Genomic DNA, 24,436 nt, shown 5'->3' with positions numbered 1-24,436 from the left:
GTCCGATGGTGCCGACGTTGACGTGGGGCTTGTTGCGTTCAAACTTGGCCTTTGCCATGAGTGTATCCTTTTTATTGGGGTTAGCTTCTAAGTCTACAGTTATAAACTGACTATTATGAAAATGACTAAGATAATACCAACCACATTGAAATAAATGTTTAGAGGTGCACTTAGTGTGCAGATATTATAAGAAAATAATCACCAATAACAAGTCTTTTAACCAATTATTGGTGTATTTCTAATAACGGTATATTAATAGTAGTATAGAGGTCTTTCACATAAAAGCGCTCTATACGGCCGTAAGCAAGCTAATTACTCATCATCATTAGAGTTGAACTTAGAGATGATCTCAGCAGCAACAGACTTAGGAATTTCAGCATACTTTTGGAATTCCATTGAGTAAGTCGCACGGCCTTGTGACATTGAGCGCATTTGCGTGGCATAACCAAACATTTCTGCTAATGGCACTTCAGCACGAATCTGCTTAGTACCGCCAGGCAGATCTTCCATGCCCTGTACTAAACCACGACGACGGTTAAGATCGCCCATGATATCGCCCATATAGTCTTCTGGCGTCTCAACTTCAACTTTCATTACAGGCTCAAGTAGCGCAGGGTTTGCTGCCATAAAGCCTTTTTTGAAGGCCATAGAACCTGCCATTTTGAATGATAACTCATCCGAGTCAACATCATGGTAAGAACCGTCATACAAGGTCGCTTTTACGCCAACCACTGGATAACCAGCAAGTACGCCGTTTTTCATGCGCTCTTGAATACCTTTATCGACAGCACCGTGGAATTCTTTTGGTACGGTACCACCAACGACTTCTTCAGCAAATTCATATTCAACATCGCCTGCTGGATCAAGTGGCTCAAGACGTAACCAAACGTGACCGAATTTACCACGACCACCAGTCTGACGTACAAACTTGCCTTCTTGCTCAATAGTCTCACGAATCGTTTCGCGATAAGCAACCTGCGGCGCACCAATGTTGGCTTCAACGTTAAATTCACGCTTCATACGATCGACCAAGATCTCAAGATGCAGCTCACCCATACCACTGATGATTGTCTGACCAGACTCTTCGTCAGTGTGAACACGGAATGAAGGATCTTCTTTCGCCAGACGGCCTAGAGCGATTGACATTTTTTCTTGGTCAGCTTTAGTTTTCGGCTCAACCGCTAGAGAGATAACTGGATCTGGGAATTCCATGCGCTCAAGCGTGATAACGTTTTGCTCATCACATAACGTATCACCAGTACCGACGTCTTTCATACCAACTAGAGCGGCAATATCACCAGAACGAATTTCAGATAGCTCTTCTTGTGAGTTGGCATGCATCTCAACGATACGGCCGATACGCTCACGCTTCATCTTCACTGGGTTATAGACACTACTACCCTGCTGCATAACACCTGAGTAGACACGAACGAAGGTTAAGTTACCCACGAATTTGTCATTCATGATCTTAAATGCTAGCGCTGAGAATGGTTGATCATCTGAAGCTTCGCGGAAACCTTCTGATTCTTCTTTGTCATCAAGGATACCTCTGATAGCAGGTACATCTGTTGGATCTGGCATGTAGCGAACGACTGCATCTAGCATCTTTTGCACGCCTTTGTTCTTAAAGGCAGTACCACAAAGCATTGGGATGATTTCGTTAGCGATAGTACGCTCACGGATAGCAGCATGAATCTCTTCTTCAGAAAGCTCTTCACCTTCCAAATATTTGTTCATCATCTCTTCACTAGATTCAGCAGCAGATTCAAGTAGCATTTCGCGATACTCTTCCGCTTTTTCTTGCAATTCAGCTGGAATCTCACGTTCTTCAAACTTCATGCCTTGAGATTCAACATCCCAATAGATAGCTTTCATAGTGATTAGATCAACAACGCCTTCGAAATCTTCTTCTTTACCGATTGGGATAACGACAGGTACTGGATTACCGCCAAGACGAGTCTTAACTTGCTCTACAGCGCGGTAAAAATCAGCACCAACGCGGTCCATTTTATTAACGAATGCTAAACGAGGAACTTTATACTTATTAGCTTGACGCCATACGGTTTCAGACTGAGGCTGAACGCCGCCTACCGCGCAATATACCATGCACGCGCCATCAAGAACACGCATAGAACGCTCAACTTCAATGGTGAAGTCAACGTGACCTGGGGTGTCAATGATGTTGATACGGTGTTCATTAAACTGATTATCCATGCCCTTCCAGAAACAAGTCGTCGCAGCCGAGGTAATCGTGATACCGCGCTCCTGCTCTTGCTCCATCCAGTCCATCGTTGCGCCGCCATCATGAGTTTCGCCGATTTGATGGTTTTTACCAGTATAAAATAAAATACGCTCGGTAGTGGTGGTCTTACCAGCATCAATGTGCGCTGAGATACCAATATTGCGATAGCGCTTTAGGGGAGTTTTACGAGCCATAGTATTTTCCTAGGAAAAGTCGTGTATGTATTGATATAGGGTAATGCTCTACCTCAGAAGTTCAATGAAAACAGTCTCTTGATAAAAGCAGGCGGCTTTCATGCAGTCCACTTTTATATAGTGCTCAAAGCTATCTAAATGCTATGTAGATAAAAAGAGATCATATAATAAATATAGAGGCATCAAATTTGGAATACTACAACTTAAAGGCTTAGCTTCAAATCATAGTCTCTTGAGAGATATCCGCCATCTGGACTCTAATCATCTAGATTTTTTTGATTGTTCGATACAAAGTGTTTGATACAAACAGTCAAAAAATAAAAGGTCCAAATACTGATGGCGGTAATCAATAGAATAAATAAAGTAAAAACGAATACTTAACCATTATAAATGGTTCAAAAGCATAAGTGATTTAGAAGCGATAATGTGAGAACGCTTTGTTGGCATCGGCCATACGGTGAACTTCATCACGCTTTTTCATAGCATTGCCTTTACCTTCTGAGGCATCACTTAGCTCGCCTGCAAGGCGCAGAGCCATTGATTTTTCAGAACGCTTGGCAGCCGCTTCAGCTAACCAACGCATAGCCAAGGCAGTACGACGGGAGGGGCGTACTTCCATAGGCACTTGGTAAGTGGCACCACCAACGCGGCGGGCTTTTACTTCAACCATTGGCCGAACGTTTTCTAGCACTTCTTCGAAGAAAGATACTGGATCTTCGATGTTACGCTTTTCGGTTACCGTCTCAAGAGCACCATATACGATACGCTCAGCAGTAGATTTTTTACCATCGCTCATCACGTGGTTGATGAATTTAGCGATAGTCTGGCTACCAAACTTAGGATCCGGTAGGATCTCACGGGTAGCTACGACGCGACGTCTTGGCATAATAAATTTCCTTGTCTTCAGGAGAGTCTGACATTCATAATTTCAAGCTGCATCTATAAGAGCATAGCTATCAGTTATCAGTCAGCCTTACTGCATAGTGGTATGTTCGGTAGCAAAATTATTCAATGAATTTTGGCTAGCAACACCAAGCCTATGCACAGTTAAATGGGTAATGCAAAAAGCTCAGCTTATATTAAGCTTTTGGCTTCTTAGCACCGTACTTAGAACGACCTTGCTTACGGTCTTTTACGCCTGCGCAGTCAAGTGCACCGCGAACGGTGTGATAACGTACACCTGGTAGATCTTTTACACGACCACCACGGATAAGCACAACACTGTGCTCTTGTAAGTTATGGCCTTCGCCACCGATATAGCTTGATACTTCATAACCTGAAGTTAAGCGAACACGGCATACTTTACGCATAGCTGAGTTAGGTTTTTTCGGTGTAGTCGTATAAACACGAGTACATACACCGCGGCGCTGTGGGCACGCTTGCAACGCAGGAACTTTTGACTTTTCCTTGATGGTTTTGCGACCCTTACGAATCAATTGGTTAGTTGTTGCCATAAGGCATCCTTCTCCCGTTTGGTATAAAACAAAAAAATGGGCCAATCTGCTGATCTCCACGATAATCGCGAATATTGGCAGTACCCATTTTTAGGACAGTATATTATAAAGATATGTTGCTGCTATTTCAACTACTTATCAGCGATTTACCTTTACAACTATTCTTTAATGTGCAATAAGCTAAAATATGCAATAAGCTTGTTTATACTAAATGGCGATACTGAGCTATTTTTCAAGAGCGGTAAAGGTATTATAAACTATACTCTATCTCTGTTCGCTTATCAGTATCGCCTATTTTAGCTTAGCAGTTATTTCAGCAACTATATTGCTCAGCTACTTTTTGGCTTGAGCTTGTTGCTTATTTTGCTTGGCACTATCATTCTTGTTACTATCAACGCCGTCTTTGTCACCTTTATTGTTTTTGTCACTAGTCTGCTTTTTATCTTCTGACGATTGAGCAGATTTTTTGTCGCTTTGCTTATCTTGCTCAGCGCTATCTTCTTTATCGCTGTCAGAAGTTTCAACCTTAGCTTCGCTGCCACTGTCATCGGTAATAGCTTTATTAGCGAGCTTAGGCTCAGGCCCAAAAGTCGCTTGCGCTACCCCAATGACTTCATCAATTAAGCTGCTGTTATAACGCATACCGACGATGACAGCGGTCGCTGGGAGAAAACGACGCAACCAAGATAGGTTAATTTGATCTAAATCAATACCCACTTGTCCAGCAATGTTATCAACTTGTTCGGCGTAATAATTAACGTTTTTATTCTTTAGACCTAAGTTTCTTAGCTCGCTATGCATACCACGCTGTTGCGCATTATCAAGTAGCTGCTTACCTACGCCGATACCTGCAAGCAAGGCTTGTTTTTCTTGCATTTTACTCAGATCCGCGCTTGAGAGTAGCTCATAAGCCATCTTCACGCCTTGTTTGCCAGTCAATGGAGTATCATAAACGGCGGCTAGCTGATAGACGGTGCGTAGCGATACTAATAATAACCATAACGTATCGGCAAGTAAACCTGGCAAACCAGCAAGGCCGGTAATACCGCCTAATGTCGCTAAAGCGCGGTTTTGGTTAGCAACATCAGTCGCTAGCGCATAGCGTTGCTCGTCATCTAAGCTCGATATATCGGCAAAGCGATGCTCATTTGGCAGATCTAGGCGGCTCCAACTAGAAGCAAGGTTAGCGACCTGCGCAAACGCGCTATCGATAGTCGATTGAAAAAGGCTATTAGGAACTATCTTTTTGGCATACTTACCATAAGTGGCAAAGCGTGCGCCGATCAGCTGCTGAGTAGCCTTTAACGTCTGCTCACGAAATAAATCTTGCTGATAATCCTCATCGCCTAGATCGACCGCTTTATATTGACGCGGTTTGCCTGCCTTAGCGTTAGCGCTATCAATAAAAGCGCCCATGCGCTCAAGATTATCACGAGTAAAATGACCGATAGTGCTGATACCTTTAGAGAGGGTGTTACGCTTTGCCATAGTTATATCCTTAAATTGACAGGGTGAGTAAACAGAATGTTATTGTTAGCGGCTATTGCTTTATATTTTAGGTGTTCTGTATTTTAAGTGGTTTGTCTCTTAACCTTTAAAAACCTTCTCAAAATATTAAAGGTTTTACTAAATCTGCATTTGTTAGAGTAGCTAATTCTTGTAATGCGTGTCAGTGTGAACAATGTTATTGAGAACATAAAGTTTGTATCTTCTACTGATTTTTCACTACTTTATAATAGTTGATGAGGCTCACAATGACTTTATAAGCCAAAAATTGATACTCAAATTCTTTGCTATAAATCAATCATACTTATCAGTCAGTAAAATATATTGCATAGCTTGTGCATCATTATAGTCGGAACTAAGGTATCATTGTATGACTTTATCTGAGGTTCAGATTGGACTAGATTGCGAATAATCTAGCTAACGAACAGCCGTTCATAACCTATCTGAAAATCGTAAAAATACTATTATTACAAGGAATAGAATATGCGCCGAGTGGTTATTACAGGAGCTGGGATCGTCTCTTGCATCGGTCATGATTTGGCTAGCGTGACCCAGTCTCTTAAAGAAGGACAATCTGGTATCACTTTTAATGAGTCCTATGCCGAGCATGGATTTAAGTCGCAAGTGAGCGGCAGTATTGATAAAACGGCATTGGATACCTCCAAAATCGATCGTAAGCTCAAACGCTTTTTTAGTGATGCTAGCCTCTATGCTTATGTCAGCGCCTTAGACGCTATTGAGCAATCGGGCTTGCCCCTTGAGATCATTAATAATAATCCACGCGTGGCATTAGTTGCCAGTTCCGGCGGAGCTTCGACCGAGAATATCGTCAATGCGGTAGATGCGATGCGCGAAAAAGGTCTGCGCGGTGTTGGGGCAATGGCAGTGCCCAAAACGATGGGCAGCTCAGTATCAGCGGCACTAGCGACTGGCCTTAAGATTCAAGGCGTCTCCTACTCTCTTGCTTCTGCCTGCGCCACCTCAACGCATTGTATCGGTCATGCCGCTGAGCTCATCCAGCTCGGTAAAGCGGATGTGGTACTCGCGGGCGGTAGCGAAGCGGAGCACTGGACACAGTCTTGCATGTTCGATGCGATGGGCGCGGTCAGTACGCAGTATAACGACACGCCAAAGCTGGCCTCTAGAGCTTATGATAAAGACCGCGATGGCTTTGTGATAGCGGCTGGCGGCGCGATGCTAGTGGTCGAAAGCTTAGAGCATGCTACCGCACGCGGCGCTAATATTTTGGCTGAAATCGTCGGTTATGGCGCAAGCTCAGATGGTGCAGAAATGGTAGCACCAAGCGGTGAAGGCGCAGTACGTTGTATGCAGCAAGCACTAGCGGAAGCTGGTCTTGAGCGCGTAGATTATATTAATAGTCACGGTACTAGTACGCCACTCGGTGATGTCACTGAGCTAAAAGCCATTGCCAAAGTTTTCAATGACGATATCAGTAAAGTCCCGCCGATAAGCTCCACTAAGTCCATGACTGGTCATAGCTTAGGCGCGGTCGGTGCGCAAGAACTGATTTACTGTCTGCTTATGCTACAAGAAGGTTTTATTGCACCAAGCATCAATGTCGACACTCTAGATGAAGACGCCACTGGTTTCGATATTGTCACCCAAAAGCGCGAAACCGAACTCAAGACATTGATGAGTAATAGCTTCGGTTTTGGCGGTACTAATGCCACTTTAATCATTAAAGCGTTCACTGAATAATCTAAATTTATGAGTAACAACAGCTCTTTTATTAAACCTCTTAGCGCAACGCCAGCTATGCCAAATCATAGCTGGCGTTTTGGCGACTTATGTGCCGCGGAGTTATTGCCTATACTGCATCAGCATCTACTCGCTAAAAACAGCGCGGCAAACTGGCAACTGGTTTGGCTCAATAATGACGGCGAGCCAGTTATCGGTCTGCTACCTAAAGTCAGCTGGCAGCTTTATTTTGCGCCAGATTCGCAAGAGTCCTATAAGCTGATCCAAACGTTTCGCGACGATTCTAGGGCGGCAACTGCGGAAAACACCACTTATGAGGCTTGGCAGCAACAGCTCATTGCTTACTGCCAAGATTACGAAAAGCTAGAAAAAGCAGCGCAAAATCCGCTACGCTCGCCTCACTATTATCATGGTCTTATCGGTTTTATCGGTTATGACATCGCCGCGCAGCACTTAAGCCCAGCGGTCACTATGCCAAGCGCTGAGTCGCCGCTTGCAGCGCTCGGTCATTATGATATCTATCTTACCGCAAATAACAATACTGCAGCTGATGGAATACTCTGGTCGCTAAGCTGCAAATCGACTGATAACACAGGCAACGCGATAAAGGATAATGACTCAGATCAGCTTGTCTCTTATCTCGATGCTTTAGAATATAAATTAACTAAAGATCGTAAAGCTGACAATTTGTATGGCCTTAAAGGTGTAAGTCAGCGTACTCCGCTTCTTGCGCCCTTAAAGCTACAGCCTGAGTGGCAAAAAAATGATTATCAACAAGCTTTTGCCCAAACTCAGCGTTATCTACAGCAAGGCGACTGCTATCAAATCAATCTTACCCAAGCTTGGCAGGGTAAGTTAACAGCTTTGACTAATCCTAAAGATAAGACGTCAGCCACCCTAAATTTGCTCCACTATCTGCCTAGCTTACAACGTAATACGCAAGCCCCTTTTGCCGGTTATATGAGCGTCAATCCTTTAAATAACGATTCGCTAAAAGGTGCAGATTTTGAATTATTAAGCTGCTCGCCAGAGTTGTTTTTTACTTTTAGCAAAAACTCTAATAGCAACAAGCACTACATCACCACTAAACCTATAAAGGGTACGATGCCGCGCGGATTAACTATCGAAGAGGATAAAGACTTTGAACAGCAGCTAATCAACAGCGATAAAGATCGCTCTGAAAATGTGATGATTGTCGATTTATTACGCAATGATCTAGGCAAATACGCTAAGACTGGATCGGTCAAAGTACCGCAATTATTTGCTATTGAGAGCTTTAGTAATGTCCATCACATGGTCAGTACTATCACTGCTGAATTAAAGGCAGACACTCATCCCTTGATGGTATTATTTGGTAGCTTGCCAGCAGGCTCGATCACAGGCACGCCCAAAAAACGAGCGGTTGAGATTATCTCAGAACTAGAAATAGCGCCGCGTGGTGCTTATTGTGGCACCTTAGGCTATATGAATTTTGATGGCAGTGGCCAATGGAATGTGCTGATTCGCACCTTGCAAGCGACAAGGCTAAAAGACGGTAGTAAACCCGTCAGTTTGTGGGCAGGCGGCGGCATCACCGTTGCTTCAGATGTTGATGCCGAGTATCAAGAATGCTTAGATAAAGTTGGTAATCTGCTTGCGGTTTTAGCACAAGCAGAATGCTCATAAAAACTTATCTTAATAGCCAAAAATAGTGCTTTGATTAAGCTGTCAGCTCTTTTAACGCAGTAACGAGACGCTGATGCTGCTCAGCGGTTCCTACCGTAATACGTAAATATTCCTGAATACGCGGCTGATCAAAGTGTCTAACGATGATGCCTTGTTCACGTAACGCGCTTGCTATACCGCTAGCATCACCGTCATGGGGACGCGCAAAAACAAAATTAGCTTGCGATGGCAATACGTCAAAACCTAAAGCCGTCAATTCGGCAGTCAAAGAATGACGCAAATCAATCACTTGCTGACAAGTCTGCTCAAAATACTCAGTATCCAAAACACTAGCTCTCGCACCAGCTTGCGCGAGCTTATCTAACGGATAGCTATTGAAGCTATTCTTCATACGCGTCAACGCTTCAATCAACGAGGCATTACCAAATGCCATCCCTACTCTGAGGCCTGCAAGCGAGCGCGATTTAGAAAAGGTTTGGGTGACTAATAAATTATCTAGCTCATTAATCAAGCTCACCGCTGAAACGGGCGCTGCAGAATCTGCTGCATCAACTTGCGCAAAATCAATATAAGCTTCATCTATGACAATAGTGGCATTGGGATGTTCGCTCGCTAGCTTGCGGATATCTGCAAGGGAGAGTAATAAACCCGTTGGCGCATTGGGGTTGGCAATAATAATACCGCTACAAGGCTGACGATACGCATCAGGATCAATACTGAAATCAGCTTCTAGCGCGATCTTTACCAGCTCAACCCCAAAAGTTTGAGCATATACCGGATAAAAGCTGTAGCTGATATCAGGCGCTAGTAATGGACGCTCTTTCATAAAGAAGCTGGCAAATATTAAGGCGAGTACTTCATCTGAACCATTGCCTACGAAAACTTGATTGGTATCGAGGTCATACGCTCTAGCTAAAGCGGCACGTAAGTCGTCAGATTCAGGCGCAGGATATAAGCGCAGCTCCTTAGCTTGCTGCGTAAGCACAGCACTGATCGCTTCAGTGACTTTTGGTGAGGGCGGAAATGGGTTTTCGTTGGTATTAAGCTTACATAAGTTATCGTGTTGCGGCTGCTCACCAGGGGTATAAGGTGATAAATTACGCGCTTTAGTGGACCACAGCCTAGTATCTACTTTTATTTCACTCATAAGTTATCCTACTATTATTCTACTCTGACAGCGATATTACCAATACCGTAATACGCTGTTAGAAATCCCCAATTAAAAAAAGAGTTAAAAATGATTAACGCTATGTCATGATGACGGTTTATATGTCATAGAGGGTTTATTATATCTATTAGTACGTCTATATTTTTATACTGTCATTTAGTTATTTATAAAGTCTTACTGGTAACGATAACGAGCCGAACGCGCGTGTGCTTCTAAATCTTCGCGCTGCGCTAAGATATCAGCGGTCTGGGCTAAAGGCTTACTACCTCCTTCACTACAATAGATTATAGAGGATTTTTTTTGAAAATCATAAACGCCTAACGGCGATGAAAATCTAGCCGTGCCTGAAGTAGGCAGGACGTGATTGGGCCCAGCGCAGTAATCGCCGATAGCCTCTGGGGTATGGCGACCCATAAATATCGCCCCAGCATGACGAACATCATCAAGCAGGCTATCTGGATCATCAACAGACAGCTCTAAATGCTCAGGCGCAATCCGATTAATCAGTGCCATACCGTCTTTTCTATCTTTGACCAGTATCAAAGCGCCACGGTTTTGCAAAGAGTCGCGCGCGATATCTGCTTTAGGTAGCTCGCTCAAAGCCTTATCAATCTCCGCAGCGACTTCGGCTAATTGCTCACTACTGGTAGTAACAAAGATAGCTTGGGCAATACGATCATGCTCAGCTTGTGACAATAAGTCCATCGCTAGCCAGTCGGCACGGTCGCTTGCCTCACCTTCGGCATAAACCAATACCTCAGAAGGTCCAGCAATCATATCGATGCCCACTTGACCAAAGACTGCGCGCTTTGCAGCGGCGACATATTTATTACCTGGGCCTGTGATCTTATCTACTTGTGGAATCGTTTCAGTACCATAAGCTAAAGCAGCTACCGCCTGCGCTCCTCCTACAGTAAAGACTCGATCAACTTCTGCCAAATGCGCGGCAGCCAATACCAAGGGATTGAGCACACCATTAGGCGCAGGTACCACCATGATGACTTCACTCACGCCCGCGACTTTCGCGGGAATAGCGTTCATCAATACTGAGGATGGATAAGACGCTAAGCCGCCGGGCACATAGATACCGACGCGATCAAGCGGCGTGACTTTTTGACCCAGACGATTACCCAACTCATCTTCATAGTGCCAGCTGTCTTGTACTTGACGCTCATGAAAATCCTTGACTCGCGTAGCAGCGGTGTTCAGAGCTTCTTTTACCTCAGTATCAAGCGTCGTAAAAGCTTTCACTAAAGATTCTTGTGAGACTTCTAGCTCGGCCATTATTGTTGCAGGGTGCTGATCAAATTTTTGTGTTAACGCTAATACTTCGCTATCACCATGAGTGCGCACCTGCGCAATGATATCATCAACGGTCTGTAGTAAATCAGCGTCGTTAACAGTCTCAAAGGCAAGCAAGGTAGATAGCTGCTGCTCAAAGTCACTATCTTGAGTCGTCAATTGGCGCATAACTGGATCCTATAGTTGAGCTGACAATGAGTCGATCAGCAAAATGTTAAGCGATTTCAAAGCAACCCTTAACCACGTAAAGTATTATTTATAGTCATATTCTTGCTTACATAACGAGCCAGCACAGTAAAACCAGTGTAGCACGCCTTATATAAAATGCGGCACTAAACTGGTTGCTACGCTTAGATAATGAGGTTTGATATTATCAATGGATAAAAACCTTAAGCTAAGAAGCAGCTGTTATACTGACGCTGTTATACTCTCTTTAAAACTATCTAAAATAGGCTCAAGTAAAGCAAATTTGCGCTTGTAACTGACTTGATTGACAATCAGCCGCGAAGAGACGTCACAGATATGATCGCGTGGCTCGAGACCATTTGCAATCAAGGTATTACCAGTGTCGACCACATCGACGATCAAATCACCCAAACCGACCAAAGGCGCAAGCTCCATCGAGCCATAAAGCTTGATGACATCAACTTGCTGACCCTGGCTGGCAAAATAAGCGCGAGCAACATTGACGTACTTAGTGGCGATACGCAAACGGCGATTAGGTAGAGTTGCGCCCTTAACACCAGCGGTCATCAGCTTACATTGCGCAATGCGCAAATCTAAAAGCTCATAAACGTGGTTGGCGCCATGCTCAAGTAGGACGTCTTTGCCTGCTACCCCAAAGTCAGCGGCGCCATGCTCTACATAAGTAGGCACATCGCTTGCCCGCAAAATTAGTACGCGCACATTGGGGTTAGTGGTTGGGAAGATAAGCTTGCGCGATGCACTAGGATCTTCTAACAAGTCCACCCCTGCTGCTTGTAGTAGCGGCATGGTTTCATCAAGAATACGACCTTTAGAAAGCGCTAAGGTCAGACCATTAAACTCATTGTCCACTTCGTTTAATAAAGCACTGTCTTGTTGTTTTTCTTTATTTCTAGTCATAGCTTCCAGTCATAGTTTTTTCTAAAGTTTAAATATGATTTAAGTAGTAAGTGTCAGTTTTAAATATTAAGCGTCGATTCATATGGCTTTGATCTAGCAGTCTTCTGACCCTTTAGCAAACACAGCGCTCGTATTATCAGTATCAGTCATTGCTGTTGATACGCTCAATGTTCACGCCTAAAGCGCGTAGTTTATTTTCAACGTCTTCATAACCACGATCGATATGATAAATACGGTCAATAAGGCTTTCCCCTTCAGCCGCCGCTGCCGCCATCACTAGCGACATAGAGGCACGCAGATCGGTTGCCATCACTGGCGCCGCTGTAAAGTTCTCAACGCCCTTCACGACAGCTGTATGACCATCGACTTGAATAGAAGCGCCTAAGCGATTGAGCTCTGGCACATGCATATAGCGATTTTCAAAGATATTTTCAATAAAGGTGCTTGTGCCATCAGCAAGGCAAGAGATGGCCATTAGCTGAGCTTGCATATCAGTAGGAAAGCCTGGGTGTGGCTGGGTACGAATATCAACGGGCTGCGGACGAACACTCATCTGCGCGCGAATCCAATCCTCACCTGTGGTAATCAACGCGCCCATCGACTCAAACTTTTCTAGGACAGGAATCAACAATGCAGCCGACGTTTTCTTAGCGAGCACATCACCGCGCGTCATCAAAGCACCGGCCAGATAAGAGCCTGTCTCGATACGATCAGGTACCACTGAATACTCACAGCCTTGTAAGCGCTCAACGCCTTCAATGGTCATCGTCGCAGTGCCAATGCCACTAATTTTCGCGCCCATCGCTACTAGCATATTGGCTAGATCGACGACTTCTGGCTCGAGCGCACAGTTACCGAGAACGGTCGTTCCTTTCGCTAAAGCGGCAGCCATGATGACGTTTTCAGTACCACCAACCGTCACCATATCGAAAGAAAACTTACAGCCAATCAGCTTACCGCTCTTTGGAGCTTTAGCTTTAACATAGCCATTTTCTACGCTGATCTCAGCTCCCATCGCTTCAAAAGCTTTAAGATGCTGATCAACAGGACGTGAGCCAATCGCACAGCCCCCTGGCAAAGATACTTCGGCTTCACCAAAACGGGCTAGCAATGGCCCTAAGACCAAGATAGACGCACGCATGGTTTTAACTAAGTCATACGGCGCATAGAAGCTATCTATATTTTTAGTATCACAAGTCACCGTATCGCCATCTTTATGGATATCGATTCCCATACCACCAATGAGCTGAACCAAGGTGCGTACATCTTGCAGTGAAGGCACATTATGCAAAGTCGTTGGGGTCTCGGCTAATATCATCGCCGCCAATAACGGCAAAGCGGCGTTTTTAGCACCGGAGATGGTGACTTCACCTGCAATACGACTGCTTCCGGTAATTAAGAATTGATCCATAAAATGACAACCTAAGGGTAATTATGATGATAAGTAAAATAGACCGAAACGAGTCTAGCAACACTAGCTAGTGAGCTGATATGTGTTAGTAAGCTTAGCTTTGGGCGTAACGTTTTAGCCCTTTGACTGCACTTCCCATTCAGCAGGCGTCAAGGCTTGGATATTAAGCGCGTGTATATCACCGCTTGCTATCTTGTCATTGACTAACGCATAGATAGCTTGTTGGCGTTGTACGCTGCGCTTGCCCTCAAAGCTTGCATCCACTACGCGTACATCAAATTTATTACCTTGATTGGCTGCTTGAATAAAAGCGTCTGGATAGTGCTGCTGTAAAAATGCGATTAAATCATCAGCGTTCATGCTCATAAAGTATCCTGTATTCTTTAAGATGTTTTATTTCAGTATTTTTATGTCGGTGGCGACATTATAACAAGAGTTTGACTCTCTTACAGTATTGTCTAGCACAGTATTGTCAAGCAGCAGCTATTTATAGCATTAGTTATAGACTGCTTATAAAGCAACAGGTAAAAGCTAGTGCTGAAGCCATAAAAACATTGGCTGCTTTATCAATAGGGTCAGACTTTTCTAGTCGAGTTTTTTATTGAGATAACTCAAAACTTGGGCACGCACATCATTAACCCAGCGCAGTGGTGGTGCCATTGCCCCAATACTAGTGGCATGACTGGCGCCTTTTATCTCACCATTTTCAACCGTTGCGCCGTAATCTTTGAGAGCCTGAGTCATTTTCACAGTATTAGTGTCATAAACGGTTTTATCATTCTCGGCGGTCAATAATAGATAAGGCGGCTGTGGACCTTTGATTTGTCGATCAGGCATGACCTCGTCAGGCGTCGCATCATTGGCAAAGGCGCTGGATCCGCCATACTTTCGAAAGTCGTAGCTATAAGGCCCAGCAATACCGATAACGGCGGTGATATCGTTTGGGCTAATGCCATAAGGCGCTAAAAAGTCCTCGTTAGACACAGCCGCGACCACATTGAACGCGCCAGCTGAGTGTCCGATCACCGCTAAGCGCTGTGGATCGGCATGTAGGCTTTCAGCATTTTTATAACTCCATGCGATGGCCTGCGCGGTGTCTTCCACAAAATCAGGATAGACATGCTCAGGCGCTTTACGATAATTAATGACCGCCGTAACATAACCGGCCTGCGCTAAGCTTTGACCGACAAAGGCGTATTCGTCTTTATTGCCACTCTCCCACGAACCGCCATGGACGAAAACCACCATAGGATAACTACTGGTAATCGTTTTTTGAGACTTCATCGCTTGTGCTAAAGGCTTGGGATAGTAGACGTCTAAATCTTGCGCTGGCTCGTCACCATACAAGATGTCTTTACTGACCGTGACGCCACCACTAGCGGTCAGGCCATTGACTATCGCCAATGCGGATAATGCTTGCGCTTGCTGAGTGGCCAATACCATACCGCCAAACGCAACCGCGGCCGTCATCCCCATCTTTACAAGCTTAGATTTCTTTACGAGCTTAAATTGACGTGACGGCTCAGAGTTTTCACTCGCTGATTGGGTCGCATCGGTTGGCTGCTTCATGATCTACTTTCCTGTTATTCTGGATTCATCTGTTAAAGTTAAGAAGATATCTTTATTTATTCTTGTGCTTTTGGAGGCATTAAGCTGCGAGCTTCTACAAGATGTTATCGCTTCTACAACAGTAAATAGCTTAATGGTTAAAGATAATGAAGTCAGATAAGTCCTGTGATAATGGTTAGCATTCTTGTGAATATTCAGCTTATCCTACCGTCTACTCATCTTGGTACAAGTCCACATAAGGACTAGAGGAACTAGGTGCTGTTTGTGTATCTTCAGGAGCGTTAATAGTCTGGCCATTATCAGCGGCGGGGGCGACAACCGCGCTGTTAGTAGAGGATGGGGTTGGGGCTCTAATAACTGCGGTGGCGTTTGGTATCGTGACATCTACATTAGTAGTTAAAGTAGGGTCAGTCATGATGTCTTCATTGCTGATAGTCGCGCCTATATCATTAACTAAGGTCGTAAATAACACTAGCTCTGTGATGCCTGCCGTATCATTGGCGATATCGATTAAATTACTCTGCTGGGTTGGGGTCATCCGGCCCATGATATAGACCACGCCGTTATTAGTTACCGCTTTGAGCTGAGAGGACTTTACCCCATCGCTCGCCGCGACTTTTGCCAGTAGCTTTGAGGTGATATAGCCATCTTGTACCGTTGAGCTATAACCGCGAGCGACACTAACGATAAGCTCGTTATAGACTTGCCGCACATCAGGCATCGACTTGATGACTTGCTCTATTTGCGATTTCAGCGCCTCAGTAGGAACTTCACCGCTCAGCAGTACTTCACTATTGAAGCTATCTATGCTCATCCGGCTGTTTTGCTGCAAATTCTCTTGTAAGCCGTAAACATTAATTTTGGCAGTGTGCTCTATACTACGATCAAGCAGACGCTGCGGAATAGTACGCTCAGTGACTGGTACGCCATAAGTACCATTGGTGCTATTCGTCAGATAGTTAGTCGTGCAGCCGGTGATAGCGAGGCTAGTCATCACTAGGCTAGTCATTATCATCTTGGCACACGGTTGACCACTTAAGGTGTTTGAGATAGCAGCGAGCGGGAACATCCTTATCATTATTGACCTCTTGGAGCATGATTGTTAGAGCATGATTAATACGATTTTATGACCTTTATAAGTCTTTAAAGAGTTTAGCTACTTTACTTAATTTTTACCGTTAGTAGTTAGGTTTTTGGTAACGGTATCTGTTAGCGACTTAGCTTGTAACCCTTAAGTTATAGCACCTGATTACCGCCTTTCATCTAAACCTTGATGACTAAGCGTTGATGACTAAGCGTTGATGAATAGATATTCGGCTACCAAGCCTGTGCTGCAAAAGCTCCTTGTAGCCATTCTGGCCCCGCACTGAGCGCAGCGTCTTTTAGCTTGCGATGAGTATCAGTCGTATCATAAGCAATGACATCAAAGCGGCACTCATAATCGGCGTAGTTAGGATGCTGCTGCAAAAAATATTTGGCAGTCTTAATGATTCTATTGCGCTTAGCCGCCGTTATGCTGAGCGCGGCATCACCGAAGCTGGATATTCGGCGTTGCCGCACTTCGATAAACACTAGAGTCGACCATGATTTCCCGGTCTCTAGCATCACTAAATCAAGCTCACCTATTTTAGGCTGTTGCCAGTTTTGTGCAATCAAGATAAGCCCTTTTGCTTGCAGATATTCACAAGCCTGATGCTCATAGTGGCTGCCCTGACGCTGTTTGGGGGAGGTCAGTAGTAGCGGTTTATGTTCTGGCTTTTTATTTGGCTTTTTATAGGTCATAGCCTTCATTAGTCTGCGCAACATTTCAGAATTATCATAGCACAACATGCTAAACTAGCTAGGTTTTACCGCTTTTACTTTTTGCTCAATAGCGTTACTTGCCCATAAGTTTAACTTTTTATTCTAATTATCTATAGCGATTTGAGGTTTTCATGTCCACCCTTACAAAGATGCCAGCGTGTTTGTATATCGTTGCTACCCCCATAGGCAATCTTGCTGACATGACTGCGCATGCGATTGTTATCTTAAAACAAGTCGACATTATCGCCTGCGAAGACACTCGCACTTCAGGCAAGCTGTTGTCACATTTTGGTATTCATACTAAAGCCGACAAAGGCAATGAAACCGATACTAATCATGATAATGGCAAGACAGAAGTACGCGCAGAGAGCGACGCAAATAAAAAAGCCCACAATAAACTTTGGGCGTATCATGAGCACAATAGCGCGATTCAAACGCCAAAAATCATTGAGATGATCGAGCAAGGGCACTCCGTCGCGCTAATCAGTGATGCCGGTACACCTTTGGTCAGTGACCCCGGCTATCAATTGGTACAAGCTGCTCATGATGCTGGGGTAAAGGTATCGCCTATCGTCGGTGCTTCAGCCGCTATCGCTGCGCTCTCGGTAGCCGGTCTGCCCTCCGATCGCTTTAGCTTCATTGGTTTTTTAAATGCGAAGACTCATGGCCGCCAAAAACAATTAGAGGCGCTAAAGGCGCGTACAGAAACCTTAATATTTTATGAAGCGCCGCATCGCATTGTGGCAAGCTTGAGCGATATGGCCGCAGTATTTGGTAGCGATCGAGCAGTCACTTTTTGCCGTGAGCTGACTAAGACTTTCGAGACGGTGCATAAAACAACGCTTGGAGACTTGGTTGAGTTTGTCAAAGCCGATGACAATCAACAGCGCGGTGAGATAGTCATCGTTGTCGCAGGAGAGGCTAGCGCTCAAGATAGCGACGATATCAGCATCCATGATGAGCTTTTAGAGCGCCTGCTTTTGGACTTGTCAGTCAAAAAAGCGGCAAGCTTGGCTTCCGATATCACTGGAGTCAAAAAGAACGCCTTATATCAGCGTTTACTTGAGCTACAAGCGTAGCGCCCGTTATGATAAAGACAGTCTGTATTTATTTCGCTGGTTTTAAAATAGCGTTCTAGCATTCAATTAGGAGAAGTAAGCCATGTACGATGTGATAGCAATAGGTAATGCATTGGTCGATCACGAATATGTGTTGAGTGATGCCGCCTTAGAAGAGACAGAATTAACCAAAGGCAATATGACGCTCGCGGCGTTTGAAGAGCAGCAGCAATTGCTGGCTTACTTTCAGCTGGCCAATATCGAACCGTCAAAACAAGCGGGCGGCGGCTCAGCAGCTAACGCTATGTACGCCTTTGCCAGTCTCGGCGGCAAGCCTTTTTATGCCTGCCGCGTTGGCGATGATGAGGCTGGAAAATTTTACTTAGAAGACTTACATAATGCGGGCGTTGCCACCTCAAAGCGATCGATTCATGCCGGCGGTGTCACCGGCTCATGCGTCGTGGCGGTGACAGATGATGGTGAGCGCACCATGCAAACTTATCTTGGCACCTCAAGCGATATCAGCGAGGAAAACGTCAACTTTGAGGCGTTAACAAAGGCGGATTGGCTCTATTTAGAAGGTTATCTTGCTATGTCAGAAGGTATTCAGCCTGCTATGACTAAACTGCGCCAGCAAGCCGGTATTCATAATGCCAAAATAGCCGTCAGTTTTGCCGACCCTGCCGTGGTGAAGTTTGCCAAAGAAGGCCTGCTCAATATGCTCGGTAATAAAGTAGCGGTGATATTTTGCAATAGCGAAGAGGCCAAACTGTTCACTGAAAAAAAGCAGATCAAGGCCGCCGCTCGCGCCCTTCTCAACTATTGCCAGACTGCGGTAGTGACCGATGGCGCTAATGATACCATCATCGCACATAAACCTGATAACCAAACCGCTATCGAGATCCATAAAGTCCCTACCCCAAAAGTTATCGACGTCATCGACACCAATGGCGCCGGAGATAATTACTCAGGGACTTTTTTATATGCCTTATCACAGCATTACTCCCTCCCTGAGTGTGGACGTCTAGCCGGCGAGGTATCAGCACAAGTGATCCAGCAGTTCGGTCCACGTCTAGAGTCGCAACTCTATAAAGATATAGCGCGGCGCGTACTGACTGCTTAATTAGCTTTGATTACTTTTTGCTTTCAGTACTATTAGCTAAAAGTATTAAAATAAAAAATCCCACCTCTAAAGAGACGGGATTTTTATTTTAGCGAATCATGTTATCTAGCCAAAGATATAAAGCGAGCTATCTAAAGTACTAAGCTTTAGCCAAAGCTTGCTCTAAGTCCGCTTTGATATCTTCGATATGCTCAATACCAATAGACAAGCGCACCATATCTTCGGTGACTCCGGCTTGCTCTAGCTCTTGACCGTTTAGCTGTCGATGCGTGGTGGTCGCAGGATGACTCGCTAGCGATTTAGCATCACCGATATTGACCAGACGCGTAATCAGCTGCAGCGCATCAATAAAGCGCGCACCGGCTTCGCGGCCGCCTTTTACGCCAAAGGTTAAAATCGCTGACGGCGTGCCTTTCATGTATTTCTGCGCTAAAGCGTGATCAGGATGATCTTCTAGACCTGCATACTTGATCCAAGCAACTTTATCATGACTTTTTAGATACTCAGCGACCGCTTGGGCGTTTTGGACATGGCGCTCCATGCGTAGGCTTAAAGTCTCAATCCCCTGTAAGATGCCAAAGGCATTGAGCGGACTGAGCGCCGCCCCGGTATTACGCAGCGGTGCGACCCGAGCACGAGCAATAAAGGCAGCAGCGCCTACGTCTTTGACAAAATTGACACCATGGTAACTAGCGTCCGGCTCGTTTAGCAGTGGAAAGCGCTTCGGATGATCGCCCCAAGCAAATTGGCCACTATCGACAATAGCGCCGCCGATTGAGGTTCCAGTGCCACTCATGTATTTGGTGAGCGAATGAATGACGATATCAGCGCCGTATTCAAACGGACGGCAAATAGCTGGAGTAGCAACCGTATTATCTATCACTACGGGTACGCCATATTCGTGTGCGATGTCACTCACCGCTTGGATATCGATGATGTTACCCAGCGGATTACCGATACTTTCAGCGAATACCATCTTAGTTTTATCATCGATGAGATCACGAATCGATTCGGGGTCTTTGTGATCGAAAAAACGCACCTCAACGCCTTGACGCGGTAGCGTATGAGCAAAGAAGTTATAAGTGCCGCCGTACAAGGTCGATACCGCAACGATATTATCGCCCATCTCACAGATAGTCTGCACCGCGTAAGTAATCGCTGCCATACCAGAAGCAACCGCTAAAGCACCAATACCGCCTTCTAGCGCTGCGACCCGCTCCTCTAATACTGCATTGGTCGGGTTCATAATACGAGTATAAATGTTGCCCGCGACTTTTAGATCAAAGAGATCTGCGCCGTGTTGAGTGTCGTCAAAAGCATAAGAGCTTGTATGATAAATCGGTACCGCAACGGCCTTAGTGGTCTGCTCAACGCTATAACCAGCATGAATCGCTAGTGTCTCTAAACGCTGATGATGGCTACCGTTTTCTGCATTTTCCTCGCTCATGATGTGCTCCTTATTAATTGCGATTTCTAAGTTAGTTAAGTTATTAAATCTCTAAAAAATCATTCGATTAAAAAGCTTATTCAATGATAATCAAATGTTAGGCATAAAAAAAGCTGAGTTAATCATAACCCAGCTTCCTTATGAAAAGAATAGCGAATTTTTTATTACTTAATGAATAAATATCATAAGCAAAGAAAATTAACACCCCATCTTTATGCAGAGCTTATTTATAATAAGCATTTTCGGTACGAGTGTGATCGGTATCATCAACGACTTGGGTCAATTCTGGAATTTGTTGCTTAAGCTGCACTTCCACCCCTTGACGCAGAGTCATATCGACCGCTGAGCAGCCCTGACAACCGCCACCGAACTTCAGCACTGCAGTCAGGCCAATGCCCTCTTCTTCGATAAGTTCAAGCAATTGCACATCACCACCATGCGCGGCAAGACTTGGGTTAATCTCTGATTGCAGCACATAGTTGATACGTTCCTCAATACTGGCATCAGCGCCTACTTTCGGCACTTTTGAGTTCGGTGCACGGAAGGTCAGCTGGCCACCGAAACGGTCTTTATTATAATCAATGACCGCGTCTTCTAGATAAGGTACAGAAGCAGCATCAATAAAGGCCGCAAAATTATCATAGCTGAATTTTAGATCCGCGCTATCTTCTTCGCCGGGCTGATTGTAGGCCATACAGCACTCAGCACGCGGCGTACCGGGATGCTCCACAAAGATACGCACACCAATACCGTCGGTACCTTGTTTGGCGAGCAAATCTGCTAGATAGTCTTGCGCCGACTCAGTAATAGTAATATTACTTTTAGCCTCAGTTTGCTCGGTATCAAGAGCAGACTCAAACTCTGCTTCATTGCTAGTAGGGGCGCTTGCAGTTGGATTCTGATTGCTTGTATTTTGATTACTCATAGTATTTCCTGTGCGTTATGACACCGACGCATGATTGCTAGCACCGTTGTGTCGTCAGTTTGCATACCTATCATTGAAACGGTTTTAATTTAATGGCTATAATTTTCAAAAGAATTTAACCTATTAACGTAAAAATTGATTTTGTTCAAAAATACCAGTGTCTATTATGATTTTAATCCATAGCATTTTTGCGAACTGTTTTTTACTGAATAATAACCTTTGAGCGCTATTATAACCCAAATAGGCTTTAATTCCGACCTCGCTACTGTGATTTAATCGTCATCACTACTTCCTTTATATTAAGGCAATAATATTGATTATCAAGCCGCTATCGTTATAGGATATGACACCTCAGTACTTAAGCAGCACACTACCAGTATTAAACTCATATAGTCAGCAGCTGAATAGAAAACTGGTAAGGATTAAAGCGCGCTACTGATATAGATTTTACGTGTGTACTGTTATCTTTCGATGCGGCATAACTGGACTTTAAAAAAAGGCCTCCCAGTAGCGCTATGTCACTTTTAAAAGGCATCAACTAGAGCGACTGCGAACACGTCTTATACCTTTACTTATAAGCCACTATTTTATGATTGATGAAGACTTAACTTTAGTAACCAGCAAAGATGGCGAAAAAATCGCTGTTTGGAAAATTACTGATAAAACTGTCAATAAACCGTCACAAACGACGATAAAGAGACAAAATATCTTTTTGACTCATGGTACTTTTTCGGACAAAAAAGTCTGCCTAGGCATCGCCAGTTATCTAGCAAGCCTTGGCCATAGTTGCTACATCATGGAATGGCGCGGTCATGGTAGCAGCTCAATACCTAAGAGTAGATTTAACTTTGAGAGCGTGGCCACTCACGATTATGAGGCTACTTTTCGCTACTTATTTGACGATCTCAAGCTTGATAACTTGCACTGCGTCACTCATAGCGGCGGTGGTGTTGGTCTGGCGATGTTTTTAGTGCAGCATCCTAGTTATATCACCAAGCTTAATAGTATCAGCACTTTTGCTTGCCAAGCTTACGGCGCTGTCCTAAACCCTATCAGTTACGCCAAAATTTTTGCAGCAAAAATCTTCACTAAGATACTGGGCTATATGCCTGCCAAAAAGCTCGGTCTTGGCCCTTTTAACGAAAGCTACTATACGATGACGCAGTGGTATGACTGGAACTTACAAAAAAACTTTAAAAGTAGTTTTATTAAAAATAAAGACATCGATAAACAATTTACCCCTTCAGATGAACGTTTTGATTATCGGCAAGGTATGGCAAACATTACTACGCCTGTTTATGCAATCAGCGGTAAAGGCGATCTATTCATCTCCCCGACTCAAGGCTGTCAGCTATTTTTTGATGAGTTTGCCAATGCACAAAATGTCTTTATCGAGTATGCCAAATCCAGCGGGCACTTAGAAGATTACGATCATACACGCGTCCTTATGAGCCGCAACGCCGCAACGGAGATTTGGCCGACAGTGGCCGCTTGGATCGAAAAATATAACCGTTAAATTTCATCGTTCATTACTGTCAGCGGTACAAAACATCTTTGCACTTGTCAGCCACTAAGCGCTTGTGTCAGTATTGGCGTCATTATGCATTTTTTGAGTAATAGTAAATACGCTTATCGTAGGGAAAAAGGTTTATGAGCGCATCAGCAGCCAATACTAACAATAATAAGCACTATAAATATCTGGTTTTTATCGGACGTTTTCAGCCCTTTCATTGCGGACATAAAGCGGTTATCGATGAGGCTTTACAGCGCGCAGATAATGTCATTATGCTGATAGGTTCTGCTAACTTGCCGCGTAGCCTGCGTAACCCATTTTCGGTCGCTGAGCGTACCGCGATGATCAAAGGCGCATATAGCGATAAAGATGCCGCACGTATTCATTGTGTGGCGCTCGATGATGCGCTATACAACGACACGCGCTGGTTAAAGTACGTACAAGCAGGCGTCAGATCAGTCACCGATGATTTGAGCGCAGATATTGGCTTAATCGGTCATTCAAAAGACAGCTCTTCTTACTACCTTTCGCTCTTCCCGAATTGGGCTTCGGTCTCTGTGCCTAATTATAAAAACCTATCGGCAACGCCTATTCGCGATAGCTATCTGATGGGTGCAATGCCAACCCCAGAGCGTACGCCTGAGTCCACTCGCCAAGTGCTAAAAGCGTTCAATAAAACGGACGAGTATCAGCGGCTGCACGAAGAGGCAGGCTTTATTGATAAATACAAAAAACAATGGGAATCCGCCCCTTACCCACCGACCTTTATGACTGCCGATGCACTTGTGGTGCAATCAGGACATATCTTACTCGTTGAGCGTCGCAGTATGCCAGGACGTGGTCTTTGGGCGCTGCCAGGCGGTTTTCTCAATCCAAAAGAAACCTTGTTTGATGCTTGTATCCGTGAGTTACGCGAAGAGACGCGTCTAAAGGTGCCTGAGCCTGTGCTACGTGGTTCGTTTCACAGTCAGCATACCTTTGATGATCCCTACCGCTCTGCCCGTGGTCGTACCCTTACGCAAGCTTTTTATTTACAATTAAAGAATGATGCGAAAGGTTTGCCGAAAGTGAAAGGTGGTGATGATGCTGCCAATGCTTTTTGGTTACCACTAGCTGAACTAGATGCGAAGATGATGTTCGAAGATCACTATGCGATTATTACTAAGATGGTTGGGCTTTAGTTAATTATTCAGTCGTTTGCATAAAAATTTTCAATGCCCAAGCCGATAGACG

At 44.6% G+C, this 24,436-nt stretch carries 20 protein-coding genes; 6 read left to right on the top strand and 14 right to left on the bottom strand.

All coding sequences use genetic code 11. The features are described 5' to 3' along the window. Positions 1 to 312: 312 nt before the first annotated feature. The 4 genes from fusA to ACS8FD_RS09910 form a co-directional block, all read right to left on the bottom strand. Entirely contained in the window at positions 313 to 2,436 is a 2,124-nt protein-coding gene (gene fusA / locus ACS8FD_RS09925; protein ID WP_439275687.1) for an elongation factor G, read from the bottom strand. Positions 2,437 to 2,848: 412 nt separating this feature from the next. Then, positions 2,849 to 3,322 (bottom strand): 30S ribosomal protein S7, encoded by a 474-nt coding sequence (gene rpsG / locus ACS8FD_RS09920; RefSeq protein ID WP_439275686.1) that lies wholly within the window; start codon positions 3,320 to 3,322, stop codon positions 2,849 to 2,851. 193 nt (positions 3,323 to 3,515) lie between these two features. Continuing rightward, complete coding sequence (gene rpsL, locus ACS8FD_RS09915) at positions 3,516 to 3,890, bottom strand: 30S ribosomal protein S12 (RefSeq protein ID WP_025646352.1); 375 nt, start codon at positions 3,888 to 3,890, stop codon at positions 3,516 to 3,518. Positions 3,891 to 4,223: 333 nt separating this feature from the next. Then, positions 4,224 to 5,378, bottom strand: coding sequence for an EcsC family protein (locus ACS8FD_RS09910; RefSeq protein ID WP_439275685.1), 1,155 nt, complete (start codon positions 5,376 to 5,378; stop codon positions 4,224 to 4,226). Positions 5,379 to 5,879: 501 nt separating this feature from the next. Here ACS8FD_RS09910 and ACS8FD_RS09905 point away from each other — a divergent pair. Together ACS8FD_RS09905 and ACS8FD_RS09900 are read left to right on the top strand one after the other, a co-directional pair. After that, a complete protein-coding gene (locus tag ACS8FD_RS09905; RefSeq protein ID WP_439275684.1) occupies positions 5,880 to 7,115 on the top strand; it encodes a beta-ketoacyl-ACP synthase II in 1,236 nt (411 codons plus the stop codon). Between the two features lie 9 nt (positions 7,116 to 7,124). Beyond that, positions 7,125 to 8,780 (top strand): anthranilate synthase component I family protein, encoded by a 1,656-nt coding sequence (locus tag ACS8FD_RS09900; protein WP_439275683.1) that lies wholly within the window; start codon positions 7,125 to 7,127, stop codon positions 8,778 to 8,780. 34 nt (positions 8,781 to 8,814) lie between these two features. Here ACS8FD_RS09900 and hisC read toward each other — a convergent pair whose 3' ends face one another. The 8 genes from hisC to ACS8FD_RS09860 all read right to left on the bottom strand — a co-directional run bounded on the left by hisC (position 8,815) and on the right by ACS8FD_RS09860 (position 17,164). After that, the gene (hisC, locus tag ACS8FD_RS09895) at positions 8,815 to 9,927 is read right to left on the bottom strand and encodes a histidinol-phosphate transaminase (RefSeq protein WP_439275682.1); all 1,113 of its coding nucleotides are present in this window, start codon (positions 9,925 to 9,927) and stop codon (positions 8,815 to 8,817) included. Between the two features lie 195 nt (positions 9,928 to 10,122). Beyond that, on the bottom strand, positions 10,123 to 11,418 hold the full coding sequence (gene hisD, locus ACS8FD_RS09890; protein ID WP_439275681.1) for a histidinol dehydrogenase: 1,296 nt from the start codon (positions 11,416 to 11,418) through the stop codon (positions 10,123 to 10,125). A 240-nt stretch (positions 11,419 to 11,658) separates the two neighbouring features. After that, positions 11,659 to 12,354, bottom strand: a complete 696-nt coding sequence (hisG, locus tag ACS8FD_RS09885) for an ATP phosphoribosyltransferase (RefSeq protein WP_439275680.1) — start codon at positions 12,352 to 12,354, stop codon at positions 11,659 to 11,661. A gap of 142 nt (positions 12,355 to 12,496) precedes the next feature. Then, positions 12,497 to 13,765, bottom strand: coding sequence for a UDP-N-acetylglucosamine 1-carboxyvinyltransferase (gene murA / locus ACS8FD_RS09880; RefSeq protein ID WP_439275679.1), 1,269 nt, complete (start codon positions 13,763 to 13,765; stop codon positions 12,497 to 12,499). Between the two features lie 114 nt (positions 13,766 to 13,879). Then, entirely contained in the window at positions 13,880 to 14,131 is a 252-nt protein-coding gene (locus ACS8FD_RS09875) for a BolA family protein (RefSeq protein WP_439244262.1), read from the bottom strand. A 219-nt stretch (positions 14,132 to 14,350) separates the two neighbouring features. Beyond that, on the bottom strand, positions 14,351 to 15,334 hold the full coding sequence (locus tag ACS8FD_RS09870) for an alpha/beta hydrolase (protein WP_439275678.1): 984 nt from the start codon (positions 15,332 to 15,334) through the stop codon (positions 14,351 to 14,353). Between the two features lie 211 nt (positions 15,335 to 15,545). Then, positions 15,546 to 16,403 (bottom strand): BON domain-containing protein, encoded by an 858-nt coding sequence (locus ACS8FD_RS09865; RefSeq protein ID WP_439275677.1) that lies wholly within the window; start codon positions 16,401 to 16,403, stop codon positions 15,546 to 15,548. A 248-nt stretch (positions 16,404 to 16,651) separates the two neighbouring features. After that, a complete protein-coding gene (locus ACS8FD_RS09860; RefSeq protein ID WP_439275676.1) occupies positions 16,652 to 17,164 on the bottom strand; it encodes a YraN family protein in 513 nt (170 codons plus the stop codon). Positions 17,165 to 17,268: 104 nt separating this feature from the next. On the opposite strand from ACS8FD_RS09860, the gene rsmI reads away from it, so the two are divergent. Beyond that, the gene (gene rsmI / locus ACS8FD_RS09855; RefSeq protein ID WP_439275675.1) at positions 17,269 to 18,216 is read left to right on the top strand and encodes a 16S rRNA (cytidine(1402)-2'-O)-methyltransferase; all 948 of its coding nucleotides are present in this window, start codon (positions 17,269 to 17,271) and stop codon (positions 18,214 to 18,216) included. A gap of 82 nt (positions 18,217 to 18,298) precedes the next feature. Next, the gene (locus ACS8FD_RS09850) at positions 18,299 to 19,318 is read left to right on the top strand and encodes an adenosine kinase (protein ID WP_439275674.1); all 1,020 of its coding nucleotides are present in this window, start codon (positions 18,299 to 18,301) and stop codon (positions 19,316 to 19,318) included. 139 nt (positions 19,319 to 19,457) lie between these two features. Here the strand turns inward: ACS8FD_RS09850 and ACS8FD_RS09845 are convergent, their stop codons facing one another. Together ACS8FD_RS09845 and nfuA are read right to left on the bottom strand one after the other, a co-directional pair. After that, the gene (locus tag ACS8FD_RS09845; RefSeq protein ID WP_439275673.1) at positions 19,458 to 20,765 is read right to left on the bottom strand and encodes an O-acetylhomoserine aminocarboxypropyltransferase/cysteine synthase family protein; all 1,308 of its coding nucleotides are present in this window, start codon (positions 20,763 to 20,765) and stop codon (positions 19,458 to 19,460) included. A 223-nt stretch (positions 20,766 to 20,988) separates the two neighbouring features. Further along, a complete protein-coding gene (gene nfuA, locus ACS8FD_RS09840; protein WP_439275672.1) occupies positions 20,989 to 21,690 on the bottom strand; it encodes a Fe-S biogenesis protein NfuA in 702 nt (233 codons plus the stop codon). Positions 21,691 to 22,279: 589 nt separating this feature from the next. On the opposite strand from nfuA, the gene ACS8FD_RS09835 reads away from it, so the two are divergent. After that, a complete protein-coding gene (locus tag ACS8FD_RS09835) occupies positions 22,280 to 23,206 on the top strand; it encodes an alpha/beta fold hydrolase (protein WP_439275671.1) in 927 nt (308 codons plus the stop codon). A gap of 134 nt (positions 23,207 to 23,340) precedes the next feature. After that, a complete protein-coding gene (locus ACS8FD_RS09830) occupies positions 23,341 to 24,384 on the top strand; it encodes a bifunctional nicotinamide-nucleotide adenylyltransferase/Nudix hydroxylase (RefSeq protein WP_439275670.1) in 1,044 nt (347 codons plus the stop codon). The last annotated feature ends 52 nt before the right edge of the window (positions 24,385 to 24,436 follow it).

Source organism: Psychrobacter sp. 1U2 (genome assembly GCF_051847575.1).
The sequence above is the reverse complement of the archived record's forward strand: the minus strand, read 5'-3'. Positions and strand labels throughout refer to the sequence as shown.